General features: G+C 38.8%; 16 protein-coding genes and 1 tRNA gene. 13 read left to right on the top strand and 4 right to left on the bottom strand.

Going from position 1 to position 16320, the window contains the following annotated elements:
• Positions 1-71: 71 nt before the first annotated feature.
• From D1614_RS09590 to D1614_RS09575, 4 genes are read right to left on the bottom strand one after another with little or no spacing between them, the layout of a single operon-like run.
• Positions 72-1586: an STN and carboxypeptidase regulatory-like domain-containing protein gene (locus tag D1614_RS09590; protein ID WP_119437692.1), complete on the bottom strand. Its 1515-nt coding sequence runs from the start codon at positions 1584-1586 to the stop codon at positions 72-74.
• A 3-nt stretch (positions 1587-1589) separates the two neighbouring features.
• Positions 1590-3155, bottom strand: a complete 1566-nt coding sequence (locus D1614_RS09585) for an aspartyl protease family protein (protein ID WP_119437691.1) — start codon at positions 3153-3155, stop codon at positions 1590-1592.
• Positions 3156-3167: 12 nt separating this feature from the next.
• On the bottom strand, positions 3168-4220 hold the full coding sequence (locus D1614_RS09580) for a FecR family protein (RefSeq protein WP_119437690.1): 1053 nt from the start codon (positions 4218-4220) through the stop codon (positions 3168-3170).
• Positions 4221-4259: 39 nt separating this feature from the next.
• Positions 4260-4835, bottom strand: coding sequence for an RNA polymerase sigma-70 factor (locus D1614_RS09575; RefSeq protein ID WP_119437689.1), 576 nt, complete (start codon positions 4833-4835; stop codon positions 4260-4262).
• A 135-nt stretch (positions 4836-4970) separates the two neighbouring features.
• On the opposite strand from D1614_RS09575, the gene D1614_RS09570 reads away from it, so the two are divergent.
• The 13 genes from D1614_RS09570 (at position 4971) to D1614_RS09510 (ending at position 16264) form a co-directional block, all read left to right on the top strand.
• Entirely contained in the window at positions 4971-6347 is a 1377-nt protein-coding gene (locus D1614_RS09570; RefSeq protein WP_119437688.1) for an MFS transporter, read from the top strand.
• Positions 6348-6406: 59 nt separating this feature from the next.
• A tRNA-Leu gene (locus D1614_RS09565) sits at positions 6407-6490 on the top strand.
• Between the two features lie 162 nt (positions 6491-6652).
• Positions 6653-7531: a hypothetical protein gene (locus D1614_RS09560; protein ID WP_119437687.1), complete on the top strand. Its 879-nt coding sequence runs from the start codon at positions 6653-6655 to the stop codon at positions 7529-7531.
• A gap of 124 nt (positions 7532-7655) precedes the next feature.
• Complete coding sequence (locus D1614_RS09555) at positions 7656-7934, top strand: helix-turn-helix transcriptional regulator (protein WP_119437686.1); 279 nt, start codon at positions 7656-7658, stop codon at positions 7932-7934.
• Positions 7935-7936: 2 nt separating this feature from the next.
• Positions 7937-9088, top strand: a complete 1152-nt coding sequence (locus D1614_RS09550) for an AAA family ATPase (RefSeq protein ID WP_119437685.1) — start codon at positions 7937-7939, stop codon at positions 9086-9088.
• 42 nt (positions 9089-9130) lie between these two features.
• Complete coding sequence (locus D1614_RS09545; RefSeq protein ID WP_119437684.1) at positions 9131-9499, top strand: hypothetical protein; 369 nt, start codon at positions 9131-9133, stop codon at positions 9497-9499.
• A 276-nt stretch (positions 9500-9775) separates the two neighbouring features.
• A complete protein-coding gene (locus D1614_RS09540; RefSeq protein WP_119437683.1) occupies positions 9776-10138 on the top strand; it encodes a hypothetical protein in 363 nt (120 codons plus the stop codon).
• A gap of 361 nt (positions 10139-10499) precedes the next feature.
• Entirely contained in the window at positions 10500-10805 is a 306-nt protein-coding gene (locus D1614_RS25550) for a hypothetical protein (protein ID WP_147384143.1), read from the top strand.
• 302 nt (positions 10806-11107) lie between these two features.
• On the top strand, positions 11108-11971 hold the full coding sequence (locus D1614_RS09530; protein ID WP_119437852.1) for an AAA family ATPase: 864 nt from the start codon (positions 11108-11110) through the stop codon (positions 11969-11971).
• The gene (locus D1614_RS09525) at positions 11949-12944 is read left to right on the top strand and encodes a DUF3871 family protein (protein ID WP_119437681.1); all 996 of its coding nucleotides are present in this window, start codon (positions 11949-11951) and stop codon (positions 12942-12944) included. Before D1614_RS09530 ends, D1614_RS09525 begins: the two co-directional genes overlap by 23 nt.
• Before the next feature lie 380 nt (positions 12945-13324).
• Positions 13325-14617, top strand: coding sequence for a hypothetical protein (locus D1614_RS26060; RefSeq protein ID WP_206609969.1), 1293 nt, complete (start codon positions 13325-13327; stop codon positions 14615-14617).
• A gap of 42 nt (positions 14618-14659) precedes the next feature.
• Positions 14660-15121: a hypothetical protein gene (locus D1614_RS09515; protein ID WP_119437680.1), complete on the top strand. Its 462-nt coding sequence runs from the start codon at positions 14660-14662 to the stop codon at positions 15119-15121.
• A 111-nt stretch (positions 15122-15232) separates the two neighbouring features.
• A complete protein-coding gene (locus D1614_RS09510; RefSeq protein ID WP_119437679.1) occupies positions 15233-16264 on the top strand; it encodes a hypothetical protein in 1032 nt (343 codons plus the stop codon).
• The last annotated feature ends 56 nt before the right edge of the window (positions 16265-16320 follow it).

The raw sequence follows: 16320 nt of genomic DNA, 5'->3' as shown, positions 1-16320 counted from the left end.
CAATTTTGAATGGGGGCAGTTTACTCCAGCCGGATACTAAATTTCCAACCACAACGATAGCTCAGAAAAGCCTACTTTTCCTTGAATGCGTTGCGAAGGTCTTCGTCGGGCTTAATGATGTTGTAGTTCTCCCAGTATTTTTCGTCAAACTGCCCGAGTTTTTCCACAAATACATCGTCGCGGGAAAAACGTTCGTCGCCCGAGAAACGCTTTAGCTCTGTGGGTTGAATATTGGTGATCAGCAAATCAGACACACTGTGAAATTCGCTGTTTAGCCGATCGCGTTTGCTTCTTATCTTAAATTTTACCGAAGCCTGCGCGCTCGACAAATGCCACTTCCCCTGGTATTGCTGGTAATTTACACTGTACTGCACATAAGTGGGACGTGCCTTTACCTTGGGTGGCTTTTTGCGAATCATAAACGAAACGGCCTCGTTCAAGCTGCTTTTATTAAACCGGAAACTGGCATGCACAATCGCAAAACTTTCGCGGTGAACATACATTTCCCCAATGTAGCCCGGAAAAACATCGTCGGAAGCCGGCGTAAAGGTCAAAACATAAACCGGCTCCTCGTGGTAAAGAACCACCCTTGAAACCTCGTATTTGTAACTGTTTTCAAAGGCTTTGCTGATAAAGCTCTCCATGGTTTTTACCACATCCAGCTGAACAATGGTAAACGGCCCTCCCTGCAATTTAAAGTTCAACCAGCGAAAAGGCTGAACATCGGGGCTTTTACGCCCTTTTATCAAGCGCACCAAATCGCTTCTGAACGTATTTACATACGGAGATTTCAGGATTTCGAGAACAGCTTCTGAAACATTGATATAAGCCCCGTCCTGCTTTACCGTTTCGCGGTAAAAAGCGGTCATCAAACGCGGATGAGCGGTGTAATTCCGCTCCAGGTTATGGCGAATATTCTCCAGTAATTTCTGAGCAGAAATGGCCGTAACCGTTACTTCTTTGATACGGATGGAAATGGGTTGAAGAATAAAAAGATCCTCATCAAGCAATTTGCTGGCCGGAAGCCGAATTTGAGCATAGCCCATACTCGAGATCACCACCGTGTCGTTGATATTATCGGGATGAAGTTTCAGCAAAAACTCACCATCCGAGTTGGAAATTGTACCGATGGGTTGGTTAAAGACAGATACGGATGCATAAGGAACCGGTTTCCCCTTGCGATCTTCCAGCAGCTTCCCGCTTAGGAAAAAGTACTTCACCGGAATACTGTCGGCTATGGCTTCATCCGTTTGGGGCTTATCGGGTTTCAGCGAAATAATTACCTGGTTCTCGCGCTCAATCAGGCTGTATTTTGCGGGTTCAAACAACTGATTCAGCACGGTAAAAAGCGACTTGTTTTCAGCTTCCACCGAGCATTTTTTTTCAGAGTCCACAACAGAAGCATCATACGAAAAATAGACACCTGCCTGCCAGCTTATCTGGGCCAGAATACTTTCAAGCGGCTGGTCCTGGATTCGCAGCGTAACCCGGCGTTCCAATACAGAACCATCCTGCTGCTGGCCCTTTGCAAGAAAGGCGAGCAACAGGATGGCAATTAATATGACTATTTTTCTATGTAGGTGCATGCATTAAAACATTCTTTTCAGCTCGAACGAAGTTTTAACCTCTTCACCATTACGCAGTACTTTGATGCGTATTTTCCTGTTTTCTTTGCTTTGAAGCAGTAAGTTAATATCATTCAGTTCCATCGACCGGTGGCTGCTACTGTTGATCGATAAAATCTGATCGTCTTTTTGCAGCCCGGCGTTAAAGGCAGGCGAATCCTTGGTAATATCAGCAATGGTAAATACCGGTAATCCGGGCATCGGATTGATCACTTCCATCCCACTCATGTTGTAATTAAAATCTTCTTTAATCCGCGGAGTTGGACGCAGTGTCAGCCGGCTGTTCCGGTAATCCACCACCACATAAAACCTTCGCAGAATTTCAGCTCCAATGGTTCCGTTGCGGTCGTTTGCCGAGATCAGTTGTTCCATCAGCTCCGAATCGGGGAAAGCAACGATCGGGTGCGACATCAAAAGCGGGCCTACCCAAATGGCGTCTATCCTTCCTTTGGTTCCGTACAAATCGCCACTCAGGCCTCTTCCCAAAAAAGTTTCGATGTGGTTCTGCGGCAATTTAATGCGTTCGTCCGATTTTTCGGAAAGCCACAAGGCATCGCTTGCTCCGGTATCCACCAACAGTTTAACCGGAACATCCTTCAACTCGTCGGTAACAATGGTAGTACGAACATACGGTTTGTTCCCGTCGAAATGCAAAGGCATAATAATGTCATTCTTCCGGTCGCGGTATTTGTAATATTCCGGCTTGTAAAGCAGCAGTTTTTCATCAGCATAATCGATTTCCACCACATAATCCTTGAAAAGATTGAAGCCAATCAATCCATGAACCGGAATCCCCAGCATGTGCGAAATCTGGAAATCTTCGTCGATGATCATCTGCACTTCCTGGTTCCGGGCAGTAAGCCCGTCAATGTGCATGGTATTTCCGCCCGAACGGTAGGCCGTCAAGCCTTCACCATCGTCCAGGCCTTTTATCTTCACCGGCATCATATAGTTAAGGTTCAGCTTGTTCACAAACGGAAGCTCGGTAATAATCGGGTAGCGAACCCCGGTGTCGAGAATAAAATTCAGGGTATCCGAATCGTTGATATTCACCGGAATAATGATCAGGTTACTGGCCGACTTAAATTTGATGGTAATGCGTTTATCGCGCGGATCATCAAATAAAAAGCCCCGGTTGCTCGCAAAAAACTGCTGCGAATTGTTCTCGTAATCAATACTCTTATCCAGCGGTACATAATCGCGCACCACCAGCAGGTTGTCTTCAATTTCGAACAACAGGTAGAAGTCGTTCATCAGCTTATCCAATACATACTTAATGGGTTTGTTCGAAATATTCAGACTGATTTTTTTATCCGCTACCAGGTCCGAGTTATAGGAATAATCGATGTTCAGGTACTTACATATTTTCTCAATTACGCTCGAAAGCGGTTCATCCTCGGCAAAAATGGTAATGTTCTGGTCGAGCGCCTGGCTTTTTTCTTCCTGCGCGCTTAGCCGATCGGGCATCATTACCCATGCCACTCCAATTAAAAGGATGAAAATCCGTATTTTATTCAAAATTGTCTTCATTGCTCATTCGTTTTACTGGTCGTTTTTACGGCTCGTAAGCGTGTAATGTTCGTTTTCACCGATGAGTTCAAGATTGAATGTGAGCCGTATTACATCCAATACAAAATCAGCGGGTTTCTGGTCAAAATGACCTTCGTACAGCAGCTCGTTTAACGCTGGTTCTGCCAAATCAACCCGTATGTGGTAAGTTTTCTCCAAACAACGGACTACTTCGCTTAGCGGAACCTTGTTAAAAATGAGGTCGTGCGTCTTCCACGACAGGAAGTTGGGATCGGCGTTTACCGATTTCTCCAAGGTTTTGTTTTGGTTGAAAAAAGTTCCTTTCTCGCCCGGAATCAAAAACACCTCTGTCGCTTCGGTTTGTTTTTCAGTGCTTTTGCTGATTACCTGCACTTTGCCGGTTTCAACAATTACTTCCACGGTTTCCTGGCCCGGATACGCACTCACGCTAAAAGAGGTACCTAAAACTTTTACCTGAGTTTCGCCGGCGTTGATCACAAAAGGTTGATCAGGATTGGGTTTTACATCAAAAAATGCTTCTCCCTCGATGCTAACTTCGCGTACATTGTCCCTGAATTTTTTCGGAAACGTAAGTTTCGAGTTGCTATTCAGGGCAACCACCGAGCCATCGGGTAAAACATACTGTTGTAAAACCTGGTTTTCTCCCGAAATTACCTCGCTGTAAACAGCCGGAACCTGGTTTCTGAAACCAATGTAATATCCAACAGTCCCCAGTAAAAGTGCCACCACCAGTATCGCAGCATACTTGTAAAATGTTGCAATTCCCTCCTTTCTTTTTTTCTGAAACGATACCACTGTACCTTTCGTCGGGACGAATTGTGCATGAACGTTTTTCCAGGCAGCGTCTGTATCAAAACGCTTTTCCTGGTAGAATGAGTCGATTTTCGAGAGCATCTTCTTACTCTGCTCCCACTCTGCCCGGTTTTCTTCCGATTGTTCGAGCCAGGCTTCCAACTCCACTTTTTCCCGGTCGCTTGCTTCTCCAACCAGCTGTTTGGATAACAGCTCACGGGACTGATTCTCGATGTTCTCCATTTTACTCATTACATTTAAATGACAATGCACACTAATTTTACCCCTAAGCTATTTTTGATAAAAAGGCACAAAAAAGAAAAGAAAGGTGCTGTATTTTCTCAGCTTATCTCGTAATGTTTTGATTGCCAAACCCATTTGAGCCTCCACTGTTTTAATGGAAATATTCATTCGTTCGGCTATTTCGCGGTATTTTAATCCCTCTTCGCGGCTAAGCCGGAATATTTCGCGGCGTTTTTCGGGCAATTCTTCAATGCTTTTTTCAATCGCACGCTCCAGGTCCACTTCCATAAAATGATCCTTAAAATCGTTCGCTTCAGCATCTGCCATCACCTGCTGCGCATGTTTCAGCTTAATCTGCTCGTGCTTGATTACATTGATGGACAGGTTTTTTACCGACCGGAACAGGTAGTTTTTAACCGAAGTTTCCACCATAAATCCTTCCCGCCGCTCCCACAGCTTCACGAAAAAATCCTGAACAACTTCTTCAGCCGTTTCATCGTCTCCCAGTATTTTGGTGGAAAAAAGACACAAAGCCCGGTAGTATCTACGGAATATTTTTTCAAAAGCGGCCTCGTTTCCCCGCCTGATTTCATCTACTAGTTTTTTCTCTTCGTTCAGGTTCATTTGCTACGGTTCAATCACTTGAAGCTAAGTTAGAAAAAAGAAATTCCCTGCAAAACAATTTTGCTTATGTTAAAGCCCTCATTTTGAGAACCGGAATAAGCTGTTATTTTTGCCCGTCAAACTCAGCAAAATAATATGGAAAAAAAAGAAACCTGGAAGTTTCCACGGGCATTTTGGGTCGCCAACACAGTAGAATTATTTGAACGGGCTGCCTACTATGGCTTGTTTATAGCTATCACTTTGTATTTGTCGTCCATTATTGGATTTAACGATATAGAAGCTGGAGTGATTGCGGGTGTCTTTTCAGCTTTACTCTATTTTCTTCCAACTTTCGCTGGCGCTTATGCCGATAAAATAGGCTTCCGCAAGTCGTTAATGCTGGCGTTTGGCTTACTCACCCTGGGCTATGCAGGATTGGGAGTTATCCCTTCTTTTTTTGAGTCAGCAGGATTGGTTGAGTATGGCGATAAAACGATATTTCACGGGCTCAACACCTCAGGTTACCGTTATGCAGTAGTTCCAGCCATGGTATTAATTATTGTTGGAGGATCATTTATAAAATCGGTTATAACCGGCACGGTAGCCAAAGAAACTTCGGCCGACAACAGGGCTCGTGGTTTTAGTATCTTTTACACGATGGTGAATATCGGAGCTTTTACCGGAAAAACCATTGTAAAACCCTTGCGTGTGTCGATGGGTAACGAGGGACTGATTTGGATCAGTTACTTTTCGGCCGCAATGACACTCTTAGGACTGATCGTTGTGTTCCTGATGTACAAAAGCACAAAACACAGTGGAGAGGGGAAGTCAATTCGGGAATTACTTCAAGCACTTGGCCGCGTACTTTCCAACGTGCGTCTCATTGTTCTTATTCTTATCATTACTGGTTTTTGGATGGTACAAACGCAAATGTATGCCACCATGCCTAAATATGTAATTCGATTAGCAGGAGAAGCCTCTTCTCCATCGTGGTATGCCAACGTCAATCCACTGGTTGTGTTTACCACCGTTGCTTTTATAACACAAATGTTCCGTAAGCGAACAGCACTTTTTAGTATGACGGTTGGGATGTTTATCATGCCAATATCTGCCTTATTTATGGCTGCCGGTAACCTGATGACAGGAGAAATTCTGACCATGCACCCCGTGGCATTTATGATGGTTATCGGGATCGCCTTTCAAGGGCTTGCCGAATCCTTTATTTCACCACGTTACCTCGAATACTTTTCATTACAGGCTCCCAAGGGAGAAGAGGGACTTTATCTTGGGTTTAGTCACCTGCATTCCTTTTTATCCTATTTATTGGGATTTTTGATGTCAGGATTCCTACTCGACAAGTATTGTCCCGATCCATTATTATTTAGCACCCACGACGAATGGGCTGCTGCTGCCCAAAACGCCCATTATATCTGGTATTACTTTGTAGGTATTGCCATGATTTCGGCTGTTGCACTGATTGTTTACGGGCAAGTGGTAAAAAGAATTGACCAGGCAAAACAAATTGCTCATTAATATTTTGGTAATTCCGACGAAATGGTTAGTTTTGCGCACCAATTTCCGTTAAAGGAAATGCCCGGGTGGCGGAATAGGTAGACGCGCTGGATTCAAAATCCAGTTCTGGCAACGGAGTGCGGGTTCGATTCCCGCCCCGGGTACTCGGAAGAAATTCCAACAGCCTGTAGCAGTTAATGTTACAGGCTTTTTTTATGCTGTCGAGTAACAGAATAGTAACACTAATGCTAACTACTACAATTGTTTGTCTATTACCTTTCCCTTTTTTTCCGATATTTATCTTTTAAATAGCGCAAACTGAAAATATGATTTATTCTCAGTCAACAGAATTAGAACCCTTACATTTTTTTATTGAGGTATTTTTATTTGGAGAATACGAAAAGGTAGAAAATTCGTTCTATCAGGAATGGGATGATACCAGGAAAAGAGAAGATGAAAGCATTTGCATTGAGAATGAGAAGGGGTACATTATTCACTTTTATTACACGAATGAAGAGCATATTCCTGTTCCCACAAAAGTTTATTTTGAAAGTGCATTCAAAGAATTAATATTACAGCAATTTGAAATATCACAAAACTTAATAAAAAGGGGTATTGGAGCACATCGTATAGCAAATCAATCAATAACAGCTTATCTGATTAAACAATCGCAATTATTAAAGACACTGGCTGAAACAAGCAATACATTGATATCAGATGTTGTATTTCAACTCAATTCGTTCACAAAGGACATAATTATATCAGAAATTTTGGGCATAGAATACGTTCAACAATTCGATAACAATGACTTTTATGATGATAGACTATTGAAAGTACTTGAAGTTCTTGGTTATTTAAATGGCGCAGGTATAAACCAGCAAAGAATATTGTCAGATTCTGACTATAAACGTATGTTGTTTTATACGATACAAATGGTTCAAAAAGAATCAGTTCCTATTGTTGATACTCCATTTGAAAAATTACAAATTTCAAATGAATTACTACGATATTCCTACTATGTACTTCATGTCGAGATATTTGGGATTCAACCAAGAAAGCATTTTTTTACAGATTTTTTGGAAGCGACCTTTATACAAATGCGAGGTATTGATTCTCTCTCTGATAAGTTTGCTCAAAAGCCACGTACCCTTCCGGAATATGTTTCCGAAATAATCAAAATACACTTTGAAAGAAAGAAAAAATAGCAACTTTTCCTTTCTGACGCAACATACCACAACTTCCGCATTGCTTACCATTTGATATAACTGTTTCTTTGTCTGGAAATAGTTATTAATAAATTCTATCGATTGAATATTAACATTTTAACCAATGAAAAATGAAGAGCTAACTGTACAGGAATTTGTACGAAAACAAAAACTATTACAAAAGGAGATTTTAACACCCACTGAGCTGGCAGAATATACGGGATTTTCCAAAAGCTACATTTACAAGCTAACCCATCTCAGGGAAATTCCATTCTACTGCCCACGAGGGAAACTCATATTCTTTAAACGAAGCGAGATTGATTCCTGGTTACTGCAAAACAAAAGACTATCTCGACATGAAATTAGTGAAATGGGGACTCAACATTTAGTTAAAAATCATTGAATATGGCGCTACATAGAAAATTCATTGAAGGCTCAAAAAGAAGAAAATTGGCTAAGCTGAAATCAACTAAACAAATTAATAATGACAAGCCAAAACCTGTCAAGCAAGTAGTAAAACAAATTACTGAAAAATCGAATAAAAATGATCTTGGGTTTATATTACCTGCAACCACTTTACTCAAATGGAACATTGAAGAAATCCCTTTTTTATGGAAAGGGATTTTCCCAAAAACAGGTCTCGTTGCCCTATCTGGTAGTTCTGATGTTGGGAAAAGTAGTTTTTTGAGGCAATTTGTTCTTCATGTTGGAACTAAAGCTAAAGACTTTTTAGGAATTGAAATAAATGCCGAATACAATTCCGCGTTGGTTGTATCAACCGAAGATGATGCAATTGCGATTGCGTATCTTTTAAGAAAGCAGAATGTTCAAAATCTTGATCATTCCTTCTTTTCAAGAATAGGTTTCATTTTTGATACTGAAAAACTACTTGCAAAGCTGGAAAAGGCACTAAAAGTATTCAAGGTTGATTGCGTTATCATTGACGCGATGGCCGATTTATATTCTGGCGATATGAACGCGGCAAATAAGATTCGCAACTTCATCTATCAGTTCCAACTTCTTGCTGAACGATTTCAGACTTTATTTATCTTCCTACACCATACGAAAAAAGGTTCTCAATATTCTGCTCCGTCTAAGGATAACGTATTAGGCAGTCAAGGATTTGAAGCCAAAATGCGACTTGTTTTAGAACTTAGGAAAGATTCTGTTAATCCAGATCTGCGATATTTATGTATTGTGAAGGGAAACTATATTCCAGAGTCATTGAAACGTGATGCTATGGTATTAAAATTCGACGAAAATCTATGTTTTACGAACCTTAACAGATCAGTTCCATTCAGCGATCTTGTTGAACGTAAGAATAACAAATCAACTGACAATAAAGCCATTGATAGGGCCAAGGAATTACGCCGCTCTGAGAATCTGTCCTATAGGGCAATTGCTGACAAGTTAAGAGAAGAGGGATATGATGTTAAGAAATCAACAGTGGCAAATTGGTTGAAAGATTACGAAAAAAACGATCGAATTTACTTTTATGTCGATCCTGACGATATGATTTCAAGCGATGAACAGGACGAATTATTGCCAACAGGCTGAAATAGAAATGTCCTATATAATTATTTTTTAAAACGATACAAGATGAGTTATTACGATGAATACCAAGAAAATCCGTCAAGCTACCAGATCTACATATACAGTATAAGAAGTACAACTAAAAGATTAGGTTATCGTTTTGGATACAAAACGATGTACAGCATACTAAGAAAGCTTAATATTTTAGATGAGTTCAATCTTCCGTTGGAAATTTATGTCCAACAATCTCTTCTTACCGAGGAACGTGTAAAACTACCAAATGGCATGAGTCACCCAATGACTTACGTGGTTGGTAAAGAAGGCTTAGACTTCATCAAATCAAAAGTTGATGAATATTTATTGCCTCCTGATATTGAAGGTAAAATTGCGATGGTCGATCCAGAATTTATATTAATCGATGATTTAAATATATAATCAATGATGATTGAGGCGGAAGGTACTGTTGTCAAAATTTTTTTTAAAAATTAGCGCAGTTCACGAATATCTCAACTTCCCCATTAATCCGGGCTACAAGTAGTGACTTTCTGAGACACCCCCCATGGCAGCATAGATTCCAGTTTTTTCAGCAGCAGTATTAATAATTCCTTTTTTCCTCTACCTCCCTGAATCCTTCCTACCCCCACTTGGCTTTGAACTGCAAGTGCAGCAAAGTGAAGTATTCAAATTATTAATCTTTAAAAGTGAAAAGTTATGTCAGTTATTGTAGTAGATGCTGTTGAGAGGGTAAACAGCCAAGGAACTCAATTTACGGCCCTTATTGTTCAAAGTGATTTGGAAATTGTAACAAGTTCTAATGGAAATTTATACGCAAGTGTAAAAAAGGCATCTTTGCCATGTACTGTTGAACTTGAAATTGCAAAGAGAACACTTATCGGGAAGGAATTACCGGGTTGCATTCAGAAAGTGGAAGTTCCTCCTTTTGAGCATGTAAATTCTGATGGGGAAATTGTTCATCTTAACCATAGGTGGCAGTATGTTCCAGAATCTCATTTAACAGAGCAGCAAGCCAGAGAGGTTGAGGAACTGGAAGAACTGGAAGTTGAAACAGTCTGAACTTAGCAATGCCTTGGAGTAATTCCGGGCATTGTTTAAATTTATATTTAGTCACTTCTTCTGCTGTTTAAGAAAAAACTTTAAGATTCTAAATATTGAAACTTTAATTTGGGCTGAGATTAAATTTTTGAACTTTAATGTGTGCATGTGAAACAGTCCACTCACCCCCAAATTTCCTCATTTCCCAATTTCTCTTTATTCCTTTCATTTAAAAAATAGCTTAATTAAAGAAAACTTTAATCTACAACCACTTCACACTGCTGTACAAATCAATTTTTACAACAGACTTCATTTTGAAAATTAACCCTTTCCAGCAGTGGATTAGGGTGTAGAATCACGAATAATATTAAAACTGAATACTATGAAAACAAAAAAACACCTCATTTTCATTTATATCATAGCTTTATTGCTTATTTCCTGTATTCCAGCTCCTGAGAATACATCTTATTGTGATAGTTCCAAAAACTATATTTTACTTGGGATGTATCATGGTCTGATTATACCCTTCTCACTGCTGGGTAAAGCCATTGGCCTGAATATAGGTATCTATGATGCCGGGAAAGATGTATTTTCCTACTGGTTGGGCTATCTACTTGCGCTGCTGGTTTATGCTAAAATAATCCGTGTTCTGTGGCTTGGAATAAAGTTAAGGATGAGAAAAACATAACACTCTTTACGCTGCTGTACGATACAATATTTGCAAATCACACATCAACTCAAACAGGTTTTCTGCTGAATTTTTAAATGTTTTTTGAGAAGGTATTTCCTGTGATGTGTGAAGAAAAAATGCCGCTGAAAAAAGAGAGTAGAAGGGCGATCTGAAAATGGTCAGCCCTTTCTATTTTACATGGACGCACCTACTTCTTAGAATATTGTCCATTTGTCCACGCTCCTTAGGGTAGATGGACAATGGACGTTTCTATGCAGTCGTCTTTCGACAAACATTTATTAATCTCAAATAATTCAAAAATGGAAATAAGAAAAGCTCAAAGAAAGCAAGCCAAAATAAAACTTGCTTTGCAAGGGCCATCAGGCTCTGGGAAAACTTATTCAGCACTCCTTCTTGCTGCTGGATTGACAGATTACAGCAAAATAGCTGTAATAGACACTGAAAATCACTCTGCTGACTTATATGCTCATCTTGGTGATTTTAACGTTCTGCAACTCTCAAAACCTTTCACACCTGAAAGGTATATTACCGCCATAGAAACCTGTGAAGAAGCCGGTATGGAAGTGATAATTTTAGACTCAGTGAGTCACGAATGGGAAGGAAGTGGGGGTATTCTTGACTTACATGGAAATATGCCCGGTAATTCGTTTACCAACTGGGCAAAGATGACACCAAGGCACAATGCATTTGTGCAGAAAATCCTTGAAAGTCCTTGTCATGTGATTTCAACAGTCAGGACAAAAACTGATTACACCCTTTCTGAAAAGAATGGGAAGATGATTCCTGAAAAAGTTGGATTGAAAGGTATAACAAGGGATGGGATGGACTATGAGTTCACCATTGTATTTGACCTTGATATTAAACACAATGCTTCTGCCAGCAAAGACAGAACAGGTTTATTCATGGATAAGCCAGCTTATGTAATTTCTTCAAAGACAGGAGAAAGAATTCTGAATTGGTGTAACCAAGGAACTTCATTGGATGAGGTCATTAAACAGGTACAGCAGGCAAAAGATGTTGTGGAACTGAGAGACCTTCTGAAAAAGTACCCGGAGTATAGAACTAAAATTGAACCTCTTGCTGTGAAAAGGAAAGAGGTACTAAACGCAGAAATTATTAATCAAACAAAAATTGGAAGTAATGGAGTTAATAAAGGTAAATGAGACGGCGCAGTTAAAACTTGTGTCTTCCACTGAAGTTGATTCAGAACAGCACAGTAGTATCGATATTCATTTTATGGCTGCAAATACGATTCCGATGACCTTAAAAGAAATGCAGGAATCACATACGATACCTGTTTTCGCGAAAGACAATGAAAGCGTTATCTCGAACCAAGAATTTATTCAGACTATGGTATATGTTACCGGACAGGCGTTTTCAGGAGAAAAGATACTCGAACCAGCAATTCGTGTAAGCCATCCAATAAAAGGGCGAATTCCTTCTGCTGTTGGCAAACCGGCCAAGGAATTACAGAAGCATGAAAAAACTTTGTATTACGAACGCATGGCCTTTGTAATTGAAATTCCTTCAATTAATAGCAACATTGCTGGAAATAACCTTTCACTTGCTGTTGGTGGCGTTCGCGCCTATAATTTGGAGAATCTATATTCACGTAAAACTGAGGAACGGTTCAAACTTTTCATTGGTTTTCAGAACAAGGTTTGCACAAATCTTTGTATTTCAACTGATGGAGTGATGCTGGATGTAAAAGTTCGTACCCCTGCTGAACTTGCTCATGTTTTATACAGAATGATGGGAGAATTTAATGTGTACCGGGAGCTGGAAAAGTTCAATAACCTTCCCGGAACATTGATAACCGAATCACAATTTGCACAAATTGTAGGTAGAGCAAGACTTTACCAGAACATGCCTTTAAAGGATAAAAAGGAGTTACCACAATTCCCATTATCTGACAGTCAGGTAAATTTGGTAGTAAAAGATTACTATTCTGATGAATCATTTTGCAGAAACGATTTGGGAAACATCAATCTGTGGCGTTTGTACAATCTATTTACCGGAGCTAATAAAATGTCGTATATCGACACATTTTTAGACCGTGGTGTTGGATGCCAAAGTTTTGTGAATGGTTTGTATGAAGCAATTGGAGTCAACAAACATCACTGGTTTATAAGTTAGTTTCAGATAATAGTTATCGAGGTATCGCCAAGCGTCCATGTTAACGTGAAAGCATGACTGACACTTTAGAGTGTTCAAGTTGTGCTTTCTTTTAAAAACAACATAAAGACATAGTTTAAGTAGTCCGATTTTTATACTTTTGGGTTAATAGTTCAGAGGAACGAATTATAAAATATTAGCGTTGCTATTTTCTTGAAACTGGAAATCGCCAATTTCAAAACACTAACAGGAGGATATGCACAACGCTCACGCCTTGGCGTGGGTTTGTGTCTATAGGTTAGTGTGGGCGTTTGGCGATGCCTCAGTTTCAGATAGCTCGGCCCACGCTTCTTTTTTGTTGAACCTTCACTTTTGGGTTTGGGTGAGTAATCCTTGTTTTAATGAAAAAGTTAGATGTTCAGAAAGTTTGGAATTTAAAAGAATTTCCAATTTTTCTATTACCACATGGAGATATAATGGTTACAGCAATAATTCAAGGTGAAAAATTATTATATCTGAAAAAAACACTTTTCCCGGCTCAGGAAGAATTTGCAATAACAAAACGAGGATTAGTGGTAAGTTTAGCTCGACAACACGATACCATACTTATAGGGAAATTAGCTTATGATGGTGATGTTTCAGCATATCGAACTATGAATTATCACAGTATAAGACCAACTTCGATCATTGCAAATGGTGAAAATATTATCATCGGCTCTCATTTATTACCCTTTGAGTTGGAGAACAATAATTCAATATTGAAATCAGAGGACAGTTGGGTTCAGTTAGACAAAAACATTTTTGTAATTAGTACGAAAGGTATTCTTAGAAACGATAATAATGAGGTAATTGCTTTTCGGAATGACATTGATGAATTACGAATCAATAAAATTGAAAAACAAAGGTCTGTATCAATGTGTAAATGGAGTTTTGAGAATTTAAACAGTTCTAAATTTTTGAAGGATTCGTATTCTTTTGAATTTAATTTCCAGGCGCACGATGCAGCAATCAATACCAATTATATTGCATTGCTGTCTTTGAAGAAAAAAATAAACCTTGAATATTATTCCGTAATTTCAATTCGTTCACGAAAAGTAAACGCTAAAGATGATATTTCACGAAAGTTGTTGCTACAGAAATTGCCCTACAACGAAGAAATTAACAAATATGGCAACCCATGGAACAACATTCTGCTAATTCCAGATCAGAACCTGTTATTAATGTCGGCAAATGAAAACGGTATTGGATTTTACAAAGTTGAAGAAAAAGATTTCGACTTATCAATTTTTGAATTAGAAAAACTTTCTGAAAATGAATTGAAAGAGGTTGTTGAAGAAACACAAGATTCAATTAGCCATTTTAACAAGTGGAGAAAAAAGGTCGTAAAAATATTTTTCCCGCCAAATGATACAAATAATATCATAGTAGAATTAGAAGCAGAAAACAAAAGAAAATCATTTGTTATTATTGGTATTGATGAAGTTCTTGGGACAAAAGAAAAAATAGAAATTCAAGATAAACAGGAAGATTATAATGCTGAATATGAGGATGAATCAGATTTTGAAACGACTGGCGATATTGATGATATTAGTAAATACTCCGGTTCATGGGCAAGTGATGTTGAGGGATTAAGTGATGACTTCATCGACGATGTATTAGACAGTGATCCTGACGCTTACTGGAATATTGATTAGAAATATCAGACGGGTGAACGGACTTAATTAATATCTTGAATTATGCTGGCTTTCTCTAATGTGAAAAAATTTGCTGTAGAACACTTCAACGCCTGGGAACATGGCGAAGATTTTGATTGGTTGAAAAAGGAATGGCACAAATTCGAGCCTCTTATTTCAGAACAAAAGGACGCAGAGGATTTCATTCTTACATTAGCATACATTTATTCAGCCTTTTGCCACGAATCCTATTTCCTGAAAAGCAAAGAAGGTATAATGACCATTCAGGAGTATGTTCGCGAATTTGAAGAAGAACATCCTGTATTCATCGAGCGCATAAATAGAAAATTTGATTTCACACTTGAACTGTTGTTAAGGGCATATAATCGACCTTCTGAAATACTCCGGGAGTTTGTTTCAATTGCAATTAATTTCGAGCTTCCACATCCTGATGGATATGATTTCGTTAAAAATTTATTTCAAGAGAAATATAAAGAGCGTGACATAAATTCTATAATATCCTAATTTTATTATATTTAGTGCAACCTAAGAAACACAATTGGATGATATTCTGAAAGATTCAGGTAAAGCTAATGTATAAAAACTCCGCTCTGCCAAATATAAAACACATATACAATGAAGATTGAAATTGGAGAGTCGTTATTATTGTCGTGGTTAAGACATGCCAAAAGCTGCCAGCTTGTTCAGACTAATTGGAAGCCATCGGTTTCATCGTGGAAGTTTGAACATGAAGAAACAATTCAACAATTCATGGATGAATCAAAGCAGTTTTTCATTGATAAACATAATCTTCATATTTACAAGGCAAATTCTTTAGAACAGCTAATACAGCAAGCAGAGATTGATGTTTTCGGTATCAGCTATGCAGATGATAGACAAAAAATTTATGCTATTGATGTTGCATTTCATGAAGCCGGACTAAACTACGGGAGCAAAGAATTGAGTACAGCGCGGGTTATTAAGAAATGTTTGCGTACAGCTATGTGTGTCTATGGTTATTTCGGACATAAGGAAGGGGAAATCATCTTCGCATCGCCTAAGATTTACAACAACATTATGGAAATTTTAATCCCATGCGTTGAAGATGCAATGATGATTTTAAAGAAATATGACCTTAACTATAAGATTAGAATCATTGCAAATGATGATTTTAGAGTGAAAGTTTTAAATCCTGTATTGGCTGCTGCTTCTTTAATTGCGGATACATCAGAACTATTTATGAGGAGTATTCAAATGTACAATCTTTTTGGCAGCAACGAGTTAGGAGAAATAAAGCAGCAGCAAGTAAGAAGAACAAGGAACGTGGTCGTTGATCCTTTAGATACAGATTCTACAGATGAAATGAAAATCGGCGCTTTTGTTAGAAGTACGCTTATTCGAATGTTTCAGGATAACGAAATATCTAAGCAAGAGGTGGAACTTCTGCAAACAACTCAATATTCAAAAGATACATTTGATTTACAGTACCCGGTGCTACGCAAAGCATCTTTAAGTAATGGAAAGAAGCCTCCTCGGTATTGGGCAAATGCTATCGAAATTTATGGAACAAGATATTTTATTTGCTCGGAATGGTATGAAACCAACGCAAATAACGATAGACCATACTTTTTGAAATGGCTGAATGATAAAGCTAAACGTAAGGATTAAATCAGGTCTTTCCCAGACAATACTAAAACAATAATTATATTTGACATAAACTAAAA

It is taken from the genome of Maribellus luteus, assembly GCF_003576475.1.
GTDB lineage: Bacteria > Bacteroidota > Bacteroidia > Bacteroidales > Prolixibacteraceae > Draconibacterium > Draconibacterium luteum.
This window is presented reverse-complemented; position numbering and strand designations above follow the sequence as displayed.

Excerpts from the sequence above, each read along its gene's own strand:
- D1614_RS09590 (WP_119437692.1), bottom strand. The coding sequence starts at position 1,586 with ATGCACCTACATAGAAAAATAGTCATATTAATTGCCATCCTGTTGCTC.
- D1614_RS09585 (WP_119437691.1), bottom strand. The coding sequence starts at position 3,155 with ATGAAGACAATTTTGAATAAAATACGGATTTTCATCCTTTTAATTGGA.
- D1614_RS09580 (WP_119437690.1), bottom strand. The coding sequence starts at position 4,220 with ATGAGTAAAATGGAGAACATCGAGAATCAGTCCCGTGAGCTGTTATCC.
- D1614_RS09575 (WP_119437689.1), bottom strand. The coding sequence starts at position 4,835 with ATGAACCTGAACGAAGAGAAAAAACTAGTAGATGAAATCAGGCGGGGA.
- D1614_RS09570 (WP_119437688.1), top strand. The coding sequence starts at position 4,971 with ATGGAAAAAAAAGAAACCTGGAAGTTTCCACGGGCATTTTGGGTCGCC.
- D1614_RS09560 (WP_119437687.1), top strand. The coding sequence starts at position 6,653 with ATGATTTATTCTCAGTCAACAGAATTAGAACCCTTACATTTTTTTATT.
- D1614_RS09555 (WP_119437686.1), top strand. The coding sequence starts at position 7,656 with ATGAAAAATGAAGAGCTAACTGTACAGGAATTTGTACGAAAACAAAAA.
- D1614_RS09550 (WP_119437685.1), top strand. The coding sequence starts at position 7,937 with ATGGCGCTACATAGAAAATTCATTGAAGGCTCAAAAAGAAGAAAATTG.
- D1614_RS09545 (WP_119437684.1), top strand. The coding sequence starts at position 9,131 with ATGAGTTATTACGATGAATACCAAGAAAATCCGTCAAGCTACCAGATC.
- D1614_RS09540 (WP_119437683.1), top strand. The coding sequence starts at position 9,776 with ATGTCAGTTATTGTAGTAGATGCTGTTGAGAGGGTAAACAGCCAAGGA.
- D1614_RS25550 (WP_147384143.1), top strand. The coding sequence starts at position 10,500 with ATGAAAACAAAAAAACACCTCATTTTCATTTATATCATAGCTTTATTG.
- D1614_RS09530 (WP_119437852.1), top strand. The coding sequence starts at position 11,108 with ATGGAAATAAGAAAAGCTCAAAGAAAGCAAGCCAAAATAAAACTTGCT.
- D1614_RS09525 (WP_119437681.1), top strand. The coding sequence starts at position 11,949 with ATGGAGTTAATAAAGGTAAATGAGACGGCGCAGTTAAAACTTGTGTCT.
- D1614_RS26060 (WP_206609969.1), top strand. The coding sequence starts at position 13,325 with ATGAAAAAGTTAGATGTTCAGAAAGTTTGGAATTTAAAAGAATTTCCA.
- D1614_RS09515 (WP_119437680.1), top strand. The coding sequence starts at position 14,660 with ATGCTGGCTTTCTCTAATGTGAAAAAATTTGCTGTAGAACACTTCAAC.
- D1614_RS09510 (WP_119437679.1), top strand. The coding sequence starts at position 15,233 with ATGAAGATTGAAATTGGAGAGTCGTTATTATTGTCGTGGTTAAGACAT.